The organism is Burkholderia sp. Bp9004, assembly GCF_003858025.1.
In the GTDB taxonomy this organism is placed as follows: Bacteria; Pseudomonadota; Gammaproteobacteria; order Burkholderiales; family Burkholderiaceae; genus Burkholderia; species Burkholderia diffusa.
Map to the genome: position 1 here is coordinate 15,321 of NZ_QTQD01000004.1, position 16,166 is coordinate 31,486.

Here is a 16,166-nt window from a genome sequence, read left to right on the forward strand (position 1 = left end):
ATTTTTTAATGCGAATCGACCCCGTCAATGGTTGCGCATATGGCGCGCCGAGTCGGGTAGTCCGCATACCGGAATGTCCGCTCGCCTTGTTGCGCGGCCGACCCGCGCTTACGCTCCGTGCGATGCGCGTGGGCACCCCGTCCGCGCCCGAACCCGAGGAATCCGCCATGTCGCTCCCCGCCAGCGCCGCGAAGTTCGATCCGGCACGCGCGCACGAATACGCCGAACAATCCCGCATCGCGCTCGCCGGCTACGACGCGTGCCACGAGCTGGCCGCGTGCATGCTCGCATCGGCGATCGGTGTGCCGCAGGCGCGGCTCCTCGTCGTGGGGGCAGGCGGCACCGGGCAGGAAATCTGCGTACCCGCGGCCCTGGAACCCGGCTGGCAGTTCACGGCCGTCGATCCGTCCGCGCCGATGCTCGCGCTCGCGCGTGCCAACGTCGAAGCGGCGGGTTTCGCCGCACGCACGCAATTCGTCGAGGCCGGCGTCGATGCGCTGCCCGATGCGCCGGCCTTCGACGGCGCGACGCTGATCGGCGTGCTGCATCACGTCCCCGGCGACGCGGCGAAGGCCGCGCTGCTGGATGCGATCGCGCGCCGCCTGAAGCCCGGCGCACCGCTCGTGATCGCGGGCAACTATCGCCGCTATGCGGACCACCCTCGCCTGCTCGACGCGTGGCAACAGCGCTGGCGGATGAAGGGCGCGACGCCCGACGCCGTGCGTGCGCAGCTGGCGAAAATCCTGCAGGGCGCCGATCCGCCGGCTGCCGAGGAAGCCGTGTTCGCGTTGCTGCACGATGCGGGCTTCGATGCGCCACTGCGCTTTTTCTCGAGCCTGTTCTGGGGGGCGTGGATCGCGATGCGGCGCGGCGCGTGACCACGAGAAACGGCACGAGGCGGCACGCACACGGCAATCGCGCGCTTTCTCGAAGTGATCCTCGCGCGGCCCGCCGGCCGCCGCACGCTCGAGCGTGGCCGTGCGTACGAACGGCTCAAGTCACCCGCGTCAGCTCAACAACCCTGCCGCGACGTTGATCGACAGCCCGAGCACGGCCATGTTGAAGTAGAACGACAGGATGGACTGCGCGAGCACCGCGCGCCGAGCGGAACGGTTCGCGAGCGACACGTCGGCCGTCTGCGACGCGACCGCGAGCGTAAACGCGAAATACAGGAAATCCCAGTAATCGGGCTCGGGGTTGCGGTCGGGGAACCGCAGCGCGCGATCGCCGCTCGGCGAGCCGTAATAGAGCCGCGCATAGTGCAACGTGAAGATCGTCGGAATCAGGAACCATGCGCCGAACAGCGTCGCGCCCGTGACCGCGTAATGGCCGAGCCCGGCGCGAAAGCCCACGTTCTTCGCGGTCGCGAGTTCGATCGCGATCGCGGCGACGCTCGCGACCGTCGCGATGCAGATGACCGTCAGCACGGTCGTCGCGCTCTCGTCCTCGCGGATCGCGATCTCGCGCACCTGGTGATGATGCGCGGTGACCATGCGCACCCACATCAGCACGAGATACAGCCAGATCGTGCAATCCCAGCCGATCAGCGCGCGCGCGGTCGGCCTCAAATGCCACGGCAGCAGCACCGCGCACAGCACGCCGGCGGCGAAGGCGGCGACCATGCGCGGCCGATTGCGTAACACCTGCGGATAAAGCGTCATCGTACGATTCCGAAAGCGGATGGAAAGGGTTCAGCCGGCGTGCGAACGGCCCGCTGCGCCGTGCCGGGCGGTACCGCCCCGATTATCGCCATTCCTACATGACGTCGCGATGGGCGTGAGCGCCTAAGATATCGGGATGACTCCCGTCCTCTGCCATCATCCCGCGAACGCGGCCGGCCGCGACTTCGTCGTCGGCGATCTGCACGGTTGCGTGGATGTGCTGCGCGCGCTGCTGCACGACATCGGCTTCGACCCGGCTCGCGACCGGCTGTTCTCGGTCGGCGATCTCGTCGATCGCGGCCCCGCGTCCGAAACCGCGCTCGAGCTGCTGGACCGCCCGTGGTGCCACGTGGTGCGCGGCAATCACGAAGAAGTGCTGAGCCTCGTGTCGCGCGGCAAGCTGTCGCCCGACGCGTGGCGCGGAATCGGCGGCGACTGGGGCGCCGATCTTCCGCCGGAACGGCTGCACGCGCATGCGGCACGCGTCGACGCGCTGCCGCTCGTGCGCGTGATCGGCGACGGCCCCGCGCGCTTCAACGTGCTGCACGCGGAATTCTTCGGTTCGGACGCCGAACTCGACACGGGCAGCTATTCGCCCGACGTGCGCGAGCGGCTGATCTGGGGGCGCGACCTGGTGCAGGGGCTCGCCGACCCGGCCCGGCAGGCCGGCCTGTCGCTGACCTGCACCGGCCACACGCCCGTGCGCGCGCCGCAGCGCATCGGCGCGCAATGGTTCATCGACACCGGCGCGTTCGCACCGTCCGGACGCCTGACGATCGTCGAGCCGTGCACGGGCGAGACGTGGTCGCTCACCCAGGCCGACGCGCGCGCACGTCATGCGGGCGACCTGCCGCTGCCTTAAAGCCTGATCACGCCAATGACGGGGCTTGGGGCCGGCAGCGTTCATGGCATGCCCAACGCGCTGGCTAGCCGACCTGGTTCAGTTCGAACACCGCATCGATCGCGGAACCGTTCCAGTTGTATTCGAGATATGCCGCGTGATGACAGTCGCGCAGCAACGTCGTGCGGAACGCCGCGAGACACTCGCCGCGCGGGTCGCGCACCGACGGATAGACGATCCCCGCGCCGCCCGCATTGCGCACCGTGCGACCGAGCGCCTGCCCGGCGCTGTAGTCGAGCGGATCGAGCAGCCCCGGGCTGCGCTGCGGCCACGTGCGCACGTCGGCGACGTCGCCCTGCGCGTACACCGTGTACAGCCGCATCTGCTGGCGCATCGGCGCCTCCCTCGTCGCGGCCAGGAACAGCCCGCTGTGATAGCGCGTCTCGGCGATCGCCGTATCGCGCGACCGTCCGCAGTAGAACACGCCGTAGCTGCCGTCGGAAAAGCGGCTGCCCTGCGGATTCAGGTGCGTGAACGCGGCCATGATCGGCCCCCAACCCGGGCCGTAGCGACGCTCGGCCGGCGGCACGAGGTCGAGCGTGCCGACTTCGTTGCGGATGCGGTCGTTGGTCAGCGATTCGAGCGCATAGAGCGCGTCGAAATCCTCGGCGGCCGCCACGCGGTCGAACAGGTTGATGGCCGGAAAACGGGTGGGAATCACGCGATAGGCAGGTGCCCAGTCGACGACGGTCGTGGGCCAGTGTTGTACTTCTTCAATCGGCATCGTCACGCCCAGCCACCCCGCATCGCGTCGAGATATTGACGGACGGCAACCAGGTCGCCGACGTTGCCGGCGAGCATGCGGTCGAGCGCGCGCTTGCCGCCGAACGGTGCGGCGTCGTTGGGCCGCTTGACCCAGGTGTCGGCCGCAGCCGGCTGCGGCAGCAGGATCTGCAGCGCCTTGTAGATGCCGAGCAGCAGCGATAGCCGCTCGAGCGTATCGCGCGGCAGGCGGGCCGATTCAGGCGCGGCCTTCCACTTGAAGAACGTCGAGCGGCCGGGCGACCCGAGTAGCACGATCTGTTCGTCGATCGTCAGCTCCCAGTCGCGCGCGATGTTGAAGAACGCACGCAGGCCGGCCGCCGACATCCGCGCGACCGAGGCCTGCCGCGGGGCGGAATGCGAATCGAAAGCGGGCTGTGACATGATCGTTAGTCTCGAAACGAATTTACTAACAAGATTAGTCCATTTTCGCATTTTTGCAAGGGTCGCCCCCCAAGGCGTCGGCATTCCGTCCGAAGGATCGATATTTTTTGTCCATTCTGGACTGTTATTTTATTTTCTGCGTTAATGACCGTGCGGACAGCGCACCGGGACGCGGAGCGTCCCCCGCAGCAACCGTGTCGCCCAGAACCGGATAGACCACGCCAAGGAACCACCATGAAGAGACTGATTGCCGCCGTTTCGATCGCCCTGCTCGCGGTATCGGCAGGCCCCGCCGTCGCGAAGGACTGGACCACGCTGCGCTTCGGCACCGACGCCAGCTACGCGCCGTTCGAATCGAAGGCGCCCGACGGCAAGCTCGTCGGCTTCGACATCGACCTCGGCAACGAGATCTGCGCACGGCTGAAGGCGAAGTGCGTGTGGCTCGAGAACGATTTCGACGGGATGATCCCGGCGCTGAAGGCGAAGAAGTTCGACGCGGTGCTGTCGTCGATGTCGATCACGCCGCAGCGCGCGGAACAGATCGGCTTCACGACGAAGATCTACAACCAGCCGACGCGGCTCGTCGTGAAGAAGGGTTCGCCGCTGCTGCCGACGGCCGAATCGCTGAAAGGCAAGTCGATCGGCGTCGAACAGGGCACGACGCAGGAAGCGTATGCGAAGGCGTACTGGGCGAAGCAGGGTGCGAACGTCGTGTCGTACCAGAACCAGGACGGCGTGTATGCGGACCTGACGTCGGGCCGCCTCGACGCCGCACTGCAGGACGAGGTGCAGGCCGCGATCGGGTTCCTGAAGTCGCCGCGCGGCGCGGGCTACCAGTTCGTCGGGCCCGAACTCGTCGACGAGAAGGTGCTCGGCATCGGCGCCGGCATCGGGCTGCGCAAGGAAGACACCGACCTGAAGGCGAAGATCGATCGCGCGATCCTCGACATGGTCAAGGACGGCACGTACAAGCGCCTCGCGTCGAAGTACTTCGACTTCGACATCTACGGCGGCTGAAGCGGCGCCGCGCGCGGACGGGTGCGATACCCGTCGCGCGCGGTCTGACCGCCCCTCCCCTGCTCGCCGGACGGCGACGCCTCCCTGACGTTCGCCGTCGCGCCGGTTCATCGTCCGTATCGCGCATCCGGACGCCGCACGTCTTTCGCATTGCAAACGGATCACCTGCTCTGGCGACAGCAGGCGCTCGACGTCGTCAATAAGCGAAGATCGGGCGCCGGGGAACCGGTGCCCGCGTGCACATCCCCATGCGGATCGGGTTGGCGAGCGAGAAAGCGCCGGCCCGGCGCGGATGACCGGGTATCAGCCGGATCCGCCTCGCACCGGGCGCGGAGAGGTGGCCTGTCGACGCATGCCGGCCGGCAGCAAGATGCGCGGTCGACCGGCGATGGGTCGAATCACTGCGATCGCGGCCTGCCGGCCGCTGCGTGTGGCGATCGTTCGTCATTTTTCTACCCCGTATTCGATCCGTAGCTTGTACCGGCAACCGGACACAGCCGGCGCCCCGACGATCCGTCGATAACGGCCCATGCCGTTCGGAGCAGGGCTATGCTGCCCGTCCGTCCGGTCATCCCCGTGGACTGCGTCCTTGCCGGTCCTCGCATGGTTCGCTGCCGGACCGGCCGGACGCCACGTCATCGACTTTCGCACCTCAAACTCCGCAAGGAGCGGGCCAGCTTCGTTCCGGGCCGGCCGCACAAGGCTTTCATCGGACAAGCCCGCGGCCGCAACGGGCGGGGCAGGCAGGACGTTGCGAAACTGAAACATGCGGGGCGCGGGCGGGCGCGCCCGTGTGGCGGCGATGCCTTGCCGGACAAGGCGCGCGGACGATCCGGAATATTTTCCCGGCACGGGCGGCACGCCGCCGCGCACGTTTGCCGGGTCGATCCGGGTGGCCGCCGGCACGAAACGTTTCACGCTCTTTACATGGTGCCGGACGCCCGCGCACGGGACGGCCGTGGACGCTTCCCGCCGTCGTTCAGCCGACTCGCTGATGGTCGGCGTCGTCGGGCGGCACGCCGTCCTTTCCGCCGTTGTTGTCGTGGTCGTTGAGCCCGTGCTCGATCATCATCCGGTAAAGCGTGACGCGCGAGATGCCGAGTTCGGCGGCGGCCTTGTTGATCCGGTGATCGTTGCGCAGCAGCGCGTTTTCGATCGCGGTGCGCTCGGCGAGCGAACGCGCCTGCTCGAGCGTCACGGGCTCCGTTTCGCCCGGGACCTCGAGCCCGAGGTCGTGCGGTGTCAGCAGCCGGCTCTCGGCCATCACGATCGCGCGGCGCACCCGGTTGATCAGCTCGCGCACGTTGCCGGGCCACTCGTAGCGGCGCATCGCGTCGAGCGCGGCCGAGGTGAAGCCGCTGATCTTGCGGCCGCTGTCGGCCTTGTATTTCTGCAGCACGTAATGCGCGAGGATGTCGATGTCCTTGCCGCGCGCACGCAGCGGCGGCTCGTGAATGCGCAGCACGCAGAGCCTGTGATAGAGGTCCGCGCGAAAGCGTCCGGCTTCGACCGCGCCGTCGAGATCCACGTGCGTCGCCGAGATGATCCGTACGTCGACCGGAATCGACTCCTGGCCGCCGAGCCGCTCGATCTTCCCTTCCTGCAGGAAGCGCAGCAGGCTCGCCTGGCTTTCGATCGGCATGTCGCCGATTTCGTCGAGAAACAGCGTGCCGCCGTTCGCGGATTCAATCCGGCCTGCGCGCCGCTGGTTCGCCCCGGTGAATGCGCCGCGCTCGTAGCCGAACAGTTCCGACTGCAGCAGGTGATGCGGAATCGCGCCGCAGTTGATCGCGACGAACGGCCCCTTGCCACGCACCGAGCGCTCGTGGATCGCGAGCGCCGTCAGCTCCTTGCCGGTGCCCGACTCGCCGGAGATGAACACGCTCGCGTCGGTCTTCGCGACCTTGCGGATCGTGCTGAACAGCTGCTGCATCGCTTCGCAGTTGCCGATCATCCCGTGCTCGCCGATCGACGCCGCGTACGCCGCGCCGTCGACGCGATCGAGCGCGGCCATCCCGCGCGCATGGCCGAGCACGTGCGAAATCCATTCGTACGGCAACGGCAGCGTCACGTAATCGAAACAGTAGCTGCGGATGAGTTCGCGCACGGCAACGCCGATCGTGACACCGGCCTGCGCGACGGAAATCCAGCCGATCGCCGGCTGGCTCAGGCACGCTTTCAGCGCGGGATAGTCGCGCGACGTGAAGCCCGAGAAATCGACGAGCCCGGCTGCGACATTCACGCCGGACGTCATGTTCTGCGCGGCGCCGGCCGTCTTCGCGACCGAGATGTCCCAGCCGAGCTCCCGCAGTTGTGCCAGCAACGGCTCGTCCGGCGAACGCATGATGACGAACAGCTTGCGCCCAGCCTCGGGAGCGGTAACGGACACGGGCGGCATCTCGGACGCCGCCGTCCCGCTTGCGTCGGGTGACCTTGCAACCATCGTTGTTCCCCGCTTGGCGTTGGTATCGTGCGCCGGCTCGCCGCCGCATCCGAAGGACCTCGATCGAACCGACATATTGGCCGCATTTCCGTCCGAATAAAATCCCCCCGGGCAATAATCGCGCGCCGGGCGGATCCTTTCATGAACGGTATATCGGCGCCGCCGGTGCGCGGCTAGATGGGTGATATCCCGGTGGCGAGGCGGGTGCGGAAACATGGCCGTACGGATATCGGGCGCGCGAAGCCGCGCCGGTGCGGGCGCGCCGGTACGACACGCGGCGCCGGGCACGTGGAATCGGCCCGGCGGCAGGCGCCGGCGCGGCCCCGGCGGCCGCGCCGGCACGCGCTCGCGCAACCGTTTTCCGCTTGACGCCGGTCAATCGTCAGAAGAAGTGGGGATGATGCACGAACGCAACACGTGCCGCGCGGCGTGGCGGCGTCAGCGCCCCGATGCGAGCGGCGCGAGTGCGTGAGCGCGGCCGCGTCCGGCCGACGCGCCGTCGTGTTCTCCGTAGGCGGCGGCGAGCGTGTCGACGCGCGCGAGGTGGTGGCGATTGTCGTGGTCCCACGGATGGAAGCCGGGCCGGAAAAAGCTCAGCCATTCACCCGCGATGCGCGGGAACAGCCCGCGGCGCGGCCCGTACAGGAATGCAATCATGCGCAGCATGCCGCGCACACGATGCCTGATGTCGCGATCGCGCGACAGCAGCGTCACGTGCATCAGGAACACCGTCGGCCAGAACGTCAGCGTCGTCACCAGGTACACGCCGACGCGGATCAGGTAGCGGCGCAGGCCCGGTTTCATCACGACGTTCCACACGTCGTAGGACACGGCCTTGTGCTCGGTTTCCTCGAGCGCATGCCACAGCCACATCTGCCGGTAGCCTTCGACCGAGCCGTCCAGGCGCGTCGGGTCGCGCAGGAGCCAGTCCGCGAGCATCGCCGTGTAGTGTTCGGCGGCGACCGTGTGCGCGAGCTGCACCGAATGCGGCAGCGTGCGCTTCATGAAGCCGAGCACCGTCCATACTCGCTTGTCGAGCTTGCGCGCGGGCAGGCGGTTGGCCTGCATCAGCTCGTTGTATTCGACATGCTCGCGCGTATGCATCGCCTCCTGGCCGATGAAGCCGAGCACCTGCCGCTTGAGCACCGGGTCGTCGATCCGGTCACGATAATTGCGCACCGAATCCATGAAAAAGCGTTCGCCGGCCGGAAACAGCAGCGACAGCGCGTTGAAGAAGTGGGTCACGTGCGGGCCGAGCCCATGCCAGTCCTTCGCGCGCTCGACCGGCAGGTCGAAGCGCAGGTCGCGGCGCACTGGCATCACCTCGGCTGCAATGGCTGAAGCGGCTGACTTCATGTTCGTCGTTCTCCTGGTTTTCGGGCGGCCCGCCAGCCGTCGCGGCCTTGTCGGCGCGGGCCCGGGCAGCGCATCGCGCAACGCCGAAATCTTGACATCGATAACTGTAAAGATAGGCGCCGGCCGGTACCGCGCGCAAGCCGCGCGGTAGACGCGCGCTTCCAAACAGCGCACGGTCGGCAGCGCGGAAAAAACGAGGTTCGAGCGGCATTCGGGCGCGCCGGGATTCGAACGCGCACGCCGGTACGCGACCGGCAGCCAGACGGCGCACGCACGCGCCGAAATCGGCACACACACCCCACGCGACGGGCGTTTCGCGGGACCACGCGGTGCCGCTCGACGTGACGCCGAGCAGCCGGGTGACACCAATTCATACGCGCGCCCCGTTCGCGCGGCGCAACCCCGTCGATCCGGTTCGCGAAAAATTCAAACGCGCGTTCCATTCGCGTTTCAGGCGGAATGCATGATCATCACCGCGGCCGGCGCGCGATCGGCATGCCGCGGGGCGCTTGTCGTGTAAGGCGGCCCCCTGCCCGCTCGCCTACAATAGCGGTTTTACCCAACCCCTTTCAGGAGAAGTCATGTCTGTCACCACGACCGCATCGGGCCTCAAAATCGAAGACCTGACCGAAGGCAGCGGCGCGGAAGCGCAAGCCGGCCAGACCGTCAGCGTCCACTACACGGGCTGGCTGACCGACGGTCAGAAATTCGATTCGAGCAAGGATCGCAACGACCCGTTCGCGTTCGTGCTCGGCGGCGGCATGGTCATCAAGGGCTGGGACGAAGGCGTGCAGGGCATGAAGGTCGGCGGCGTGCGTCGCCTGACGATCCCGCCGCAACTCGGCTACGGCCCGCGCGGCGCAGGCGGCGTGATCCCCCCGAACGCGACGCTCGTGTTCGAAGTCGAACTGCTCGCCGTCTGACGACGCCGTCGGCCGACGTCCTTCCGATGGAACGCATCCCGTCTCCCGCCATCGCGCTGCGCCGTTACGACACGTGCGAAGCGTCCGACGTGCACGACTTTCATCAGGTCGTGATCGGCGTCGACGGCGCGATGGTGATGGCGGTGGACGGCGTCGGCCAGCGCATCGACCGGCACGCGGCGTGGCTGATTCCGGCCGGCGCGCGCCACGATTACTCGGGCCTCGGCGAGAATCGCCAGCTCGTGCTCGACTTGCCCGCCGCGTCGCTCGCGGTGCCCCAGCGGCTGTTCGACAGCGCGCGTGCCGTGTCGATCGACCCGGCGCTCACGTCGCTCGTCGCGCAGGTCGCGGCGGCGGCCGCGCAATTCGACGGGACAGCCGGCGACACGCAGCGCGCGCATCGCTTCCAGTGGCAGGCCGCCGCGCGTCTGTGCGACGCGCTGCTCGACGATGCCGGCCTCGCCGCGCCCGCGGCGGGCCTGGATTTCGCGCGCATCGACCGCTGGCTGCGCGCGCGGCTCGCGGAACCACTGCGCATCGCCGATCTCGCCGCGCACTGTGGTTACGGAATGCGCCGCTTTCATCAACTGTTCGTCGACGCGTTCGGCGAAACCCCGCATCGCTACCTGCAGCGGCTGCGGCTCGACGCCGCCGTCGTGCTGCTGGCGGACGGCCGCCATCCGCTCGTCGACATCGCCGGCATGGTCGGCTTCGCCGACCAGAGCACCTTCACGCACGCTTTCACGAAGCGCTTCGGCGTCGCACCGGGGCGCTGGCGCGGCGAGCGGCACTGAGCCCTCACGCACGTCGCCCCGGCCTGCCGGAAAGCCGTGTCACGGCTCGCTGAGCCTCACGGCCTCCGTTCCCCTGTCGCGCGGCGAACGAACACTCACCCCCGCGTCCCGCCCCCCTCGTCGCCCACCTTCCGCACGACCGTCTCCGCCGCCTTCAGCGGCCGGCCGTCGTCGTGCCGAAGCGCGAGCTTGCGGATCGTCCGGCCCGTCTTGCGCTCGACCAGCACCGAATGCGGCTCGCCGCGCTCGAACAGGTTTGCCTCGCCCCACTGCCGCAACATCACGATCACCGGAAACAGTCCCTTGCCCTTCTTCGTCAACGCGTACTCCTGATATGCGCTGCCGTCCGACGCGGGCACGACTTCGAATACGCCTGCGTCCACCAGCATCCTGAGCCGGTCCGACAGGATGTTGCTCGCGACGCCGAGGCTCGCGCGGAAATCGCCGAACCGGCGCACGCCGTCGAACGCATCGCGCACGATCAGCAACGCCCAGCGATCGCCGACGATATCGGTCGCCCGCGCCACCGGGCACGGCGAATCCGCGAGACTTTTCTGCCTGGCCATATTGCTCTCCGCTGTCGCGCCGGCGCCTTCGCGGGCCGCCGGCTGTCCGTGCGCGGGCCCATCGCCCGCCGTCACACAGGTTGCATTTTAAAACTACTTTTCCTACACTCACACTAGTTTCAAATTGCAACCACTTGAGTGAGCGTGAGACACCCCATGGAATCACCCAGTTCAGGAACGGTCGCGTCGAACGCGACGTCGCGCACCGCTCGTCCGATCGCCGTCTCGCGCGTGTCGACGGCGCGCGTCGTGCTGCTCGCCGTCTGCTGCGCGGCGAGCGTCGCGAACGTGTACTACGCACAGCCGCTGCTCGACTCGATCGCACATGACTTCGGCGTATCGCAGGCGACGGTCGGCGGCGTCATCACCGCGACGCAACTCGGCTGCGCGCTCGCGCTGCTGTTCGTCGTGCCGCTCGGCGACCTGCTGAACCGCAAACGCCTGATCACCGTTCAACTTCTGCTGCTGACGGCGGCATGCATCGGCGTGGCCGCCTCGCCGACGCGCATCGCATTGCTGGCGGGCATGGTCGCGGTCGGGCTGCTCGGCACCGCGATGACGCAAGGGCTGATCGCCTGCTCGGCCGCGCTTGCAGGCGCCGGCGAGCGCGGCCGCGTGGTCGGCGCGGCGCAGGGCGGCGTCGTGATCGGCCTGCTCGCCGCGCGCGCGCTCGCGGGTGTCGTCACGGATGTCGCCGGCTGGCGTGCGGTTTATCTGGTGTCGGGCGCGCTCGCGATCGCGATGCTGGTCGCGCTGGCGCGGCTGTTGCCCGATGCGGACGCGCCGCGCGAGCGCATCGGCTACGCGGCGCTGCTCGGTTCGATGGTCACGCTGCTGCGCGACGAGCGTGTGCTGCGTGTGCGCGGAGCGATCGCACTGCTGCTGTTCGCGGCGTTCAGCATCTTCTGGAGCGCGCTCGTGCTGCCGCTGAGCGCACCGCCGCATGCGATGTCGCATACGCAGATCGGCGCATTCGGTCTGGTCGGCGCGCTGGGTGCGGCAGCCGCCGCGCGCACCGGCCGGCTCGCGGATCGCGGCCTCGGCGAAGCCGCGACCGGCACCGCGCTCGCGCTGCTCGCACTCTCGTGGCTGCCGCTTGCGTTCGCCGGTACGTCGATCGCGCTGCTGGTCGTCGGCATCGTGCTGCTCGACGTCGGTGGGCAGGCCGTCCACGTCGTGAACCAGAGCATGATCCTCGGCGCGCGGCCCGATGCGCACGCACGCCTTGTCGGGTGCTACATGCTGTTCTATTCAGTCGGCAGCGGGCTCGGCGCGATTGCGTCGACGATGATGTATGCGCACGCCGGATGGATCGGCGTCTGCGGGCTCGGGGCGGCGGTCAGCGTGGGTGCATTCGCCGTATGGGCCGTGACGCTCCGGCGTGCATGACGCGTGTCGAAGTGTCGAACACCGAGCGCGAACCGCGGCCTGCCTGGCACGGAACGAAAAAAAACCGGCTCGCCCGGATCGAGCGGCCGGCATGCGGACCGGACGCATGCGCGTGCGCCGGCCCGACCGTCGCGGCGGCGTGCGCGTTCGCTTACCCCGCCGCCTGGATCGCCTCTTCGTACACGCCGGCGACGCGTCGCGCGATCACCGCGTTGTCGAAACTGTCGCGCGCGTAGCGCTTGCACGCGGCCTCGTCCGGCAGCGTGATCGCGCCCGACAGCGCGCCGCCGAGCCCTTCCGCGATCGCATCCGCGCCCGTCGACGGCAGCACGAGATCGTCGGACAACCCGGCCACCGCCTCCGGCAGCCCGCCGACCGGCGTCACCAGCACCGGCGTGCCGGACGCCAGCGATTCGACCGTGATCAGCCCGAAGCCTTCGAGCGCGACCGTCGGCACGACGCTGACCGTCGCCGCGCGGTACAGCGCCGCGAGATGATGGTCGGGCACGAACCCGAGCAGCTTCACGTTGTCCTGCAGCCCCGCGTCGTCGATGCGCTGCTGCAGTTCCTCGCCGATCTTGCCCTTGCCGGCGATCAGCAGCAGCACGTCCGGGTGACGGTGCTTGACGAGACCGATCGCGTCGATCAGGTCTTCCAGCCCCATGCGCCGCACGAGCCGGCGCACGGCCAGCACGATCGGCCGGTCCTGCGGCAGTTGCAGCTTGTGCCGCGCCTCGGCCGGCGTGAGCGGCGTATCGAACTGCGCGGTATCGACGCAGCCGGGAATCACGCGCACGCGCGACGGATCGATGCCGTAGCGGTTCGTCAGGATCTGGCCGAAGGCCTGCGACAGCACGATCAGGCGCGACGAGCGCGTATAGACGGCCTGTTCGAGATAGCGCTTCGCGCGCTGCCCGAGCGACGCGGCGCCCTCGACCTGGCTTTCGTCGGCCCACGGCCCCTGGAAATGCGACACCTGCGGAATCCCGCGCGTCACGTCGAGGCCCGGGAACGTGTACAGCGCGAAGTGCGACGAAATCACGTCCGGACGCTCGCTGCGGATCTCGTCGCGCAACGCGCGGCGCGCGGCGAGCATGCGGCGCGCAAGCGGCTGCGACGCGGGTCCGAAGCCCTGGATCGCACCGCCCGTGTCGTCGGCGACCTTCGGCGAGCCGGCAACGAGCCCGCGCACCTCGACGCCCGCACCGGGCAGCGCGCCGACGAGCGAGTAGTACATCCGGTCGAGGCCGCCCGCGCGTTCGGGGAACCAGTGCATGCCGATCTGCAACGATTTGATCGGCCGGGAAGATTGGGACATTACGACTGCTCCTGCGTAACCGCATGCTCGACCCGCTCGAAGGCGGACGGCTGCGAGGGTTGGCCGATGCGCCGGTAGAGCGCGACATACTGGGCGCCCATGTGGGCCCAGCCGAAACGGGTCATCAGTTCGCGGGCCGCGTCGCCCATCGCGCGACAGGTGTCGCGCGACGCCGCGAGCGAGCCGATCGCCTGCGCGAGCGCGGCCGGATCGTCGGGGTCCTCCAGCACGATCCCGCAGTCGCGCGTAATGATTTCCGCGCCGCCGGCGGTGCGCGCGGTGACGACCGGCAGCCCGGCCGCCATGGCTTCCAGCAGCGACAGGCTCATCGCTTCGTAGCGCGACGGAAACACGTAGGCGTCGACCGAGCGCATCAGCGTCGGCATGTTCTTCACGAGACCGAGGAAATGCACGCGCGAATCGATGCCGAGCGCGCGCGCCTCGTCCGGATACGGGCTGCCGGGCAGATAGCCCGCCACCGCGAGATGGACGTTCGCCGGCAGCTTCGTCAGCGCCTTCAGCACGGTGCCGAGGTTCTTGCGCGGCGTGCGCAGGTCGCCGACGAACAGCAGCAGGAACGCATCGTCCGGCAGCTTGAACGCCGCGCGATCGGCCTGCGCGCCGGCGAACGCGCTGCCGTCGACGCCGTTGTAGATCACGCTGATCTTGCCGCTGTCGATGCCGAGCCCGGCGATCTCGTCGGCCACCTTCTGCGACACGGCCGTGATCGCGCGCGAACGCCGGTACGCCCAGCGCTCGAGCGCCGTATTCACGCGCGTGTAGACGTACTGGTAGGCCGACCACAGCCCCTTCGTCAGCCCGAACGGGTAATACGGGCTCTTGAACCAGCCGCCGTGCACGAAGTGCGCGGTATTCACGTCGGCCTTGATCCACGAAATGAAGCCGTTTACGTGCAGCACGTCGTACTCGCTGCGATGCGCGCGCAGCCACCACGCGCTCTTCAGCGCGAACACCTGCTGCTTGACGAGATTCGACGGCCAGAAGCCGCCGACCTTCACTGGCACCCAGCGCACGCGCGGGTCGGCAAGCAGCTCGGGCGCGACATGCGACGCGACCAGCGTGACCTCGTAGTTCTCGGCCAGCGCCGCGCGCGCGATTTCGTAATTGACGCGGCCCTGCCCGTCGTTATGTCGCACGACGTGCGTGACGATCGCGATTCTCAATGGTCGCCTCCCCGTGAACGCGCGGCGGCCAGCAGGCGCTGTGCCTTCTGCCAGTGCGCCGCGGATAGTATTGAAAAAATGGCCGTGAACAGCAGCAGGCCGCCCGTGCCGATCAGCGAGTTCGTGAACACGAGCATCGCGAACACCGACAGGCACAGGCTCAGGCATGCGCCGACGAACTTGTCCTTGCGCAGCTTGAACGCCGCGCGCAGGGTGCGGGCGAGCAGCATCACGACGCCCGACAGGTACAGCAGCGTGCCGGGCCAGCCGAGCACGAACGGCACGTTCATCACGCCGCTGTCGAAGCTGCCGTACTTGCCGAGCTCGCCGCTGTCGCTCGACAGCTTGGTGGACGCGCCGGTCGCGCCCATGCCCTCGCCGGCGACGTCGGTGAACGCCGTTTGCGCGAAGGTCGCGTAGAACTTGTTGCGGTCGTCGTAGCTGCGGTCGTCCTTCAGGTTCGTGATCGATTGCAGGCGCGCGCCGAGGCGGTCGGCCACCGGCCCGACGGTCAGCAGCGGCACGCATAGCCCGACCAGCACGACACCGCTGATCAGGATCCGCATCCGCACGCGGTTGCTCGACTGCACGAGCTGGATCGCGAGCGCGATCACCCAGCCGCCCCAGGTCGAGCGCACGAGACACAGCGCGAACGACACGAAGCCGGCGGCGCCCGCGAACCAGCGGACCTTCTGCGGCGCGGCGAACACGAACACCAGCGCGCCCATGATCGCGAACGCGAACGGCCCCGACGAGTTCATCGTGCTGAAGACGCGAACACCGTACGGCACCGGCTCGCCCTGCGAACCCATGTCCGAGCCGATCATCCACAGCACGTCCCACTGCGGCATCACGAAGTACTGCACGACGCCGTACACGCCCATCACGAGCATGCCCCACATGAACGTGGACAGCAGCACGTCGCGGTACTCGGGATAATCGCGCGAGTTGACCATGATGTGAAAGCCGATCAGCACCGGGTACACCCAGTTCGCGAGGTCGTAGGTCGCGGCCATCACGCCGCTCGACACGATCCCGACCAGATATGCATACGTCAGCCCGAACAGCATCAGCAGCACGGGAATCCCGCGCCGCTGCGCAAGCACGCGGTAATGCCTGAGCAGCCCGAACCCGGCGATCATCGTCACCGCGAGCGGCGCGACCTGGATCAGGCTCGTCGGCGTGAACGCGCCCTTCGACCAGTCGGCGAGACGTCGAACTTCGGGGCTCAGGAACCACACCCACCACATGAAGCCGACGTAGCGCGCCGGGCTCTTGAAATACAGCCAGATGCCGACCGCGATGGCCAGCACCGGAAACGCGAGCGTCAGCACCTTGCCCTGGTGAATGGCGATCAGCGCGGCGGTAAACGTCCATAGCCCCGCCTGCCCGACCCAGTGCTTCGGTTCGGGCAACCGGCTGCGGCTGCGCGACGGTGCGCGTTCGGCGGCAATCGTACTCATCGATC

Annotated in this window: 16 protein-coding genes; 6 read left to right on the forward strand and 10 right to left on the reverse strand. The window is 68.3% G+C overall.

What is annotated here, in order from left to right:
- The first annotated feature begins 167 nt into the window (after positions 1-167).
- The gene (locus DIE08_RS06090) at positions 168-878 is read left to right on the forward strand and encodes a class I SAM-dependent methyltransferase (protein ID WP_124901310.1); all 711 of its coding nucleotides are present in this window, start codon (positions 168-170) and stop codon (positions 876-878) included.
- Between the two features lie 129 nt (positions 879-1,007).
- Here the strand turns inward: DIE08_RS06090 and DIE08_RS06100 are convergent, their stop codons facing one another.
- The gene (locus DIE08_RS06100) at positions 1,008-1,661 is read right to left on the reverse strand and encodes a DUF1345 domain-containing protein (protein ID WP_124901311.1); all 654 of its coding nucleotides are present in this window, start codon (positions 1,659-1,661) and stop codon (positions 1,008-1,010) included.
- Between the two features lie 136 nt (positions 1,662-1,797).
- On the opposite strand from DIE08_RS06100, the gene DIE08_RS06105 reads away from it, so the two are divergent.
- Positions 1,798-2,523, forward strand: coding sequence for a metallophosphoesterase (locus DIE08_RS06105; RefSeq protein WP_124901312.1), 726 nt, complete (start codon positions 1,798-1,800; stop codon positions 2,521-2,523).
- 64 nt (positions 2,524-2,587) lie between these two features.
- Here DIE08_RS06105 and DIE08_RS06110 read toward each other — a convergent pair whose 3' ends face one another.
- Together DIE08_RS06110 and DIE08_RS06115 are read right to left on the reverse strand one after the other, a co-directional pair.
- Positions 2,588-3,286, reverse strand: a complete 699-nt coding sequence (locus DIE08_RS06110; RefSeq protein WP_124901497.1) for an RES family NAD+ phosphorylase — start codon at positions 3,284-3,286, stop codon at positions 2,588-2,590.
- 2 nt (positions 3,287-3,288) lie between these two features.
- Positions 3,289-3,708, reverse strand: coding sequence for an MbcA/ParS/Xre antitoxin family protein (locus DIE08_RS06115; protein ID WP_059601665.1), 420 nt, complete (start codon positions 3,706-3,708; stop codon positions 3,289-3,291).
- A 234-nt stretch (positions 3,709-3,942) separates the two neighbouring features.
- On the opposite strand from DIE08_RS06115, the gene DIE08_RS06120 reads away from it, so the two are divergent.
- Positions 3,943-4,725, forward strand: coding sequence for an ABC transporter substrate-binding protein (locus DIE08_RS06120; RefSeq protein WP_059466532.1), 783 nt, complete (start codon positions 3,943-3,945; stop codon positions 4,723-4,725).
- A gap of 444 nt (positions 4,726-5,169) precedes the next feature.
- Here DIE08_RS06120 and DIE08_RS06130 read toward each other — a convergent pair whose 3' ends face one another.
- From DIE08_RS06130 to DIE08_RS06145, 3 genes are all read right to left on the reverse strand, one after another.
- On the reverse strand, positions 5,170-5,643 hold the full coding sequence (locus tag DIE08_RS06130) for a hypothetical protein (protein WP_124901313.1): 474 nt from the start codon (positions 5,641-5,643) through the stop codon (positions 5,170-5,172).
- Positions 5,644-5,704: 61 nt separating this feature from the next.
- A complete protein-coding gene (locus DIE08_RS06135; protein WP_124901314.1) occupies positions 5,705-7,168 on the reverse strand; it encodes a sigma-54 dependent transcriptional regulator in 1,464 nt (487 codons plus the stop codon).
- A gap of 438 nt (positions 7,169-7,606) precedes the next feature.
- On the reverse strand, positions 7,607-8,524 hold the full coding sequence (locus DIE08_RS06145; RefSeq protein ID WP_124901315.1) for a metal-dependent hydrolase: 918 nt from the start codon (positions 8,522-8,524) through the stop codon (positions 7,607-7,609).
- Between the two features lie 581 nt (positions 8,525-9,105).
- Between DIE08_RS06145 and DIE08_RS06150 the strand changes: the two genes are divergently transcribed.
- Positions 9,106-9,447: an FKBP-type peptidyl-prolyl cis-trans isomerase gene (locus DIE08_RS06150; RefSeq protein WP_059601657.1), complete on the forward strand. Its 342-nt coding sequence runs from the start codon at positions 9,106-9,108 to the stop codon at positions 9,445-9,447.
- 26 nt (positions 9,448-9,473) lie between these two features.
- Positions 9,474-10,241 carry an AraC family transcriptional regulator gene (locus DIE08_RS06155; RefSeq protein ID WP_124901316.1) on the forward strand — a complete coding sequence of 256 codons (768 nt, stop codon included), beginning with the start codon at positions 9,474-9,476 and terminating at the stop codon, positions 10,239-10,241.
- Positions 10,242-10,336: 95 nt separating this feature from the next.
- On the opposite strand, the gene DIE08_RS06160 is transcribed toward DIE08_RS06155, so the two are convergent.
- Positions 10,337-10,807, reverse strand: a complete 471-nt coding sequence (locus DIE08_RS06160; RefSeq protein WP_124901317.1) for a helix-turn-helix domain-containing protein — start codon at positions 10,805-10,807, stop codon at positions 10,337-10,339.
- Positions 10,808-10,963: 156 nt separating this feature from the next.
- On the opposite strand from DIE08_RS06160, the gene DIE08_RS06165 reads away from it, so the two are divergent.
- Positions 10,964-12,196 (forward strand): MFS transporter, encoded by a 1,233-nt coding sequence (locus DIE08_RS06165; RefSeq protein WP_124901318.1) that lies wholly within the window; start codon positions 10,964-10,966, stop codon positions 12,194-12,196.
- A gap of 151 nt (positions 12,197-12,347) precedes the next feature.
- Here DIE08_RS06165 and DIE08_RS06170 read toward each other — a convergent pair whose 3' ends face one another.
- Genes DIE08_RS06170 through DIE08_RS06180 form a run of 3 tightly spaced genes read right to left on the reverse strand, consistent with a single transcriptional unit; the run spans position 12,348 to position 16,161 of the window.
- Positions 12,348-13,514, reverse strand: a complete 1,167-nt coding sequence (locus DIE08_RS06170) for a glycosyltransferase family 4 protein (RefSeq protein ID WP_124901319.1) — start codon at positions 13,512-13,514, stop codon at positions 12,348-12,350.
- Positions 13,514-14,698 carry a glycosyltransferase family 4 protein gene (locus DIE08_RS06175; RefSeq protein ID WP_124621115.1) on the reverse strand — a complete coding sequence of 395 codons (1,185 nt, stop codon included), beginning with the start codon at positions 14,696-14,698 and terminating at the stop codon, positions 13,514-13,516. The genes DIE08_RS06170 and DIE08_RS06175 overlap by 1 nt, the downstream gene beginning before the upstream one ends.
- A complete protein-coding gene (locus DIE08_RS06180; RefSeq protein WP_059531583.1) occupies positions 14,695-16,161 on the reverse strand; it encodes an O-antigen ligase in 1,467 nt (488 codons plus the stop codon). The genes DIE08_RS06175 and DIE08_RS06180 overlap by 4 nt, the downstream gene beginning before the upstream one ends.
- Positions 16,162-16,166 lie beyond the last annotated feature (5 nt).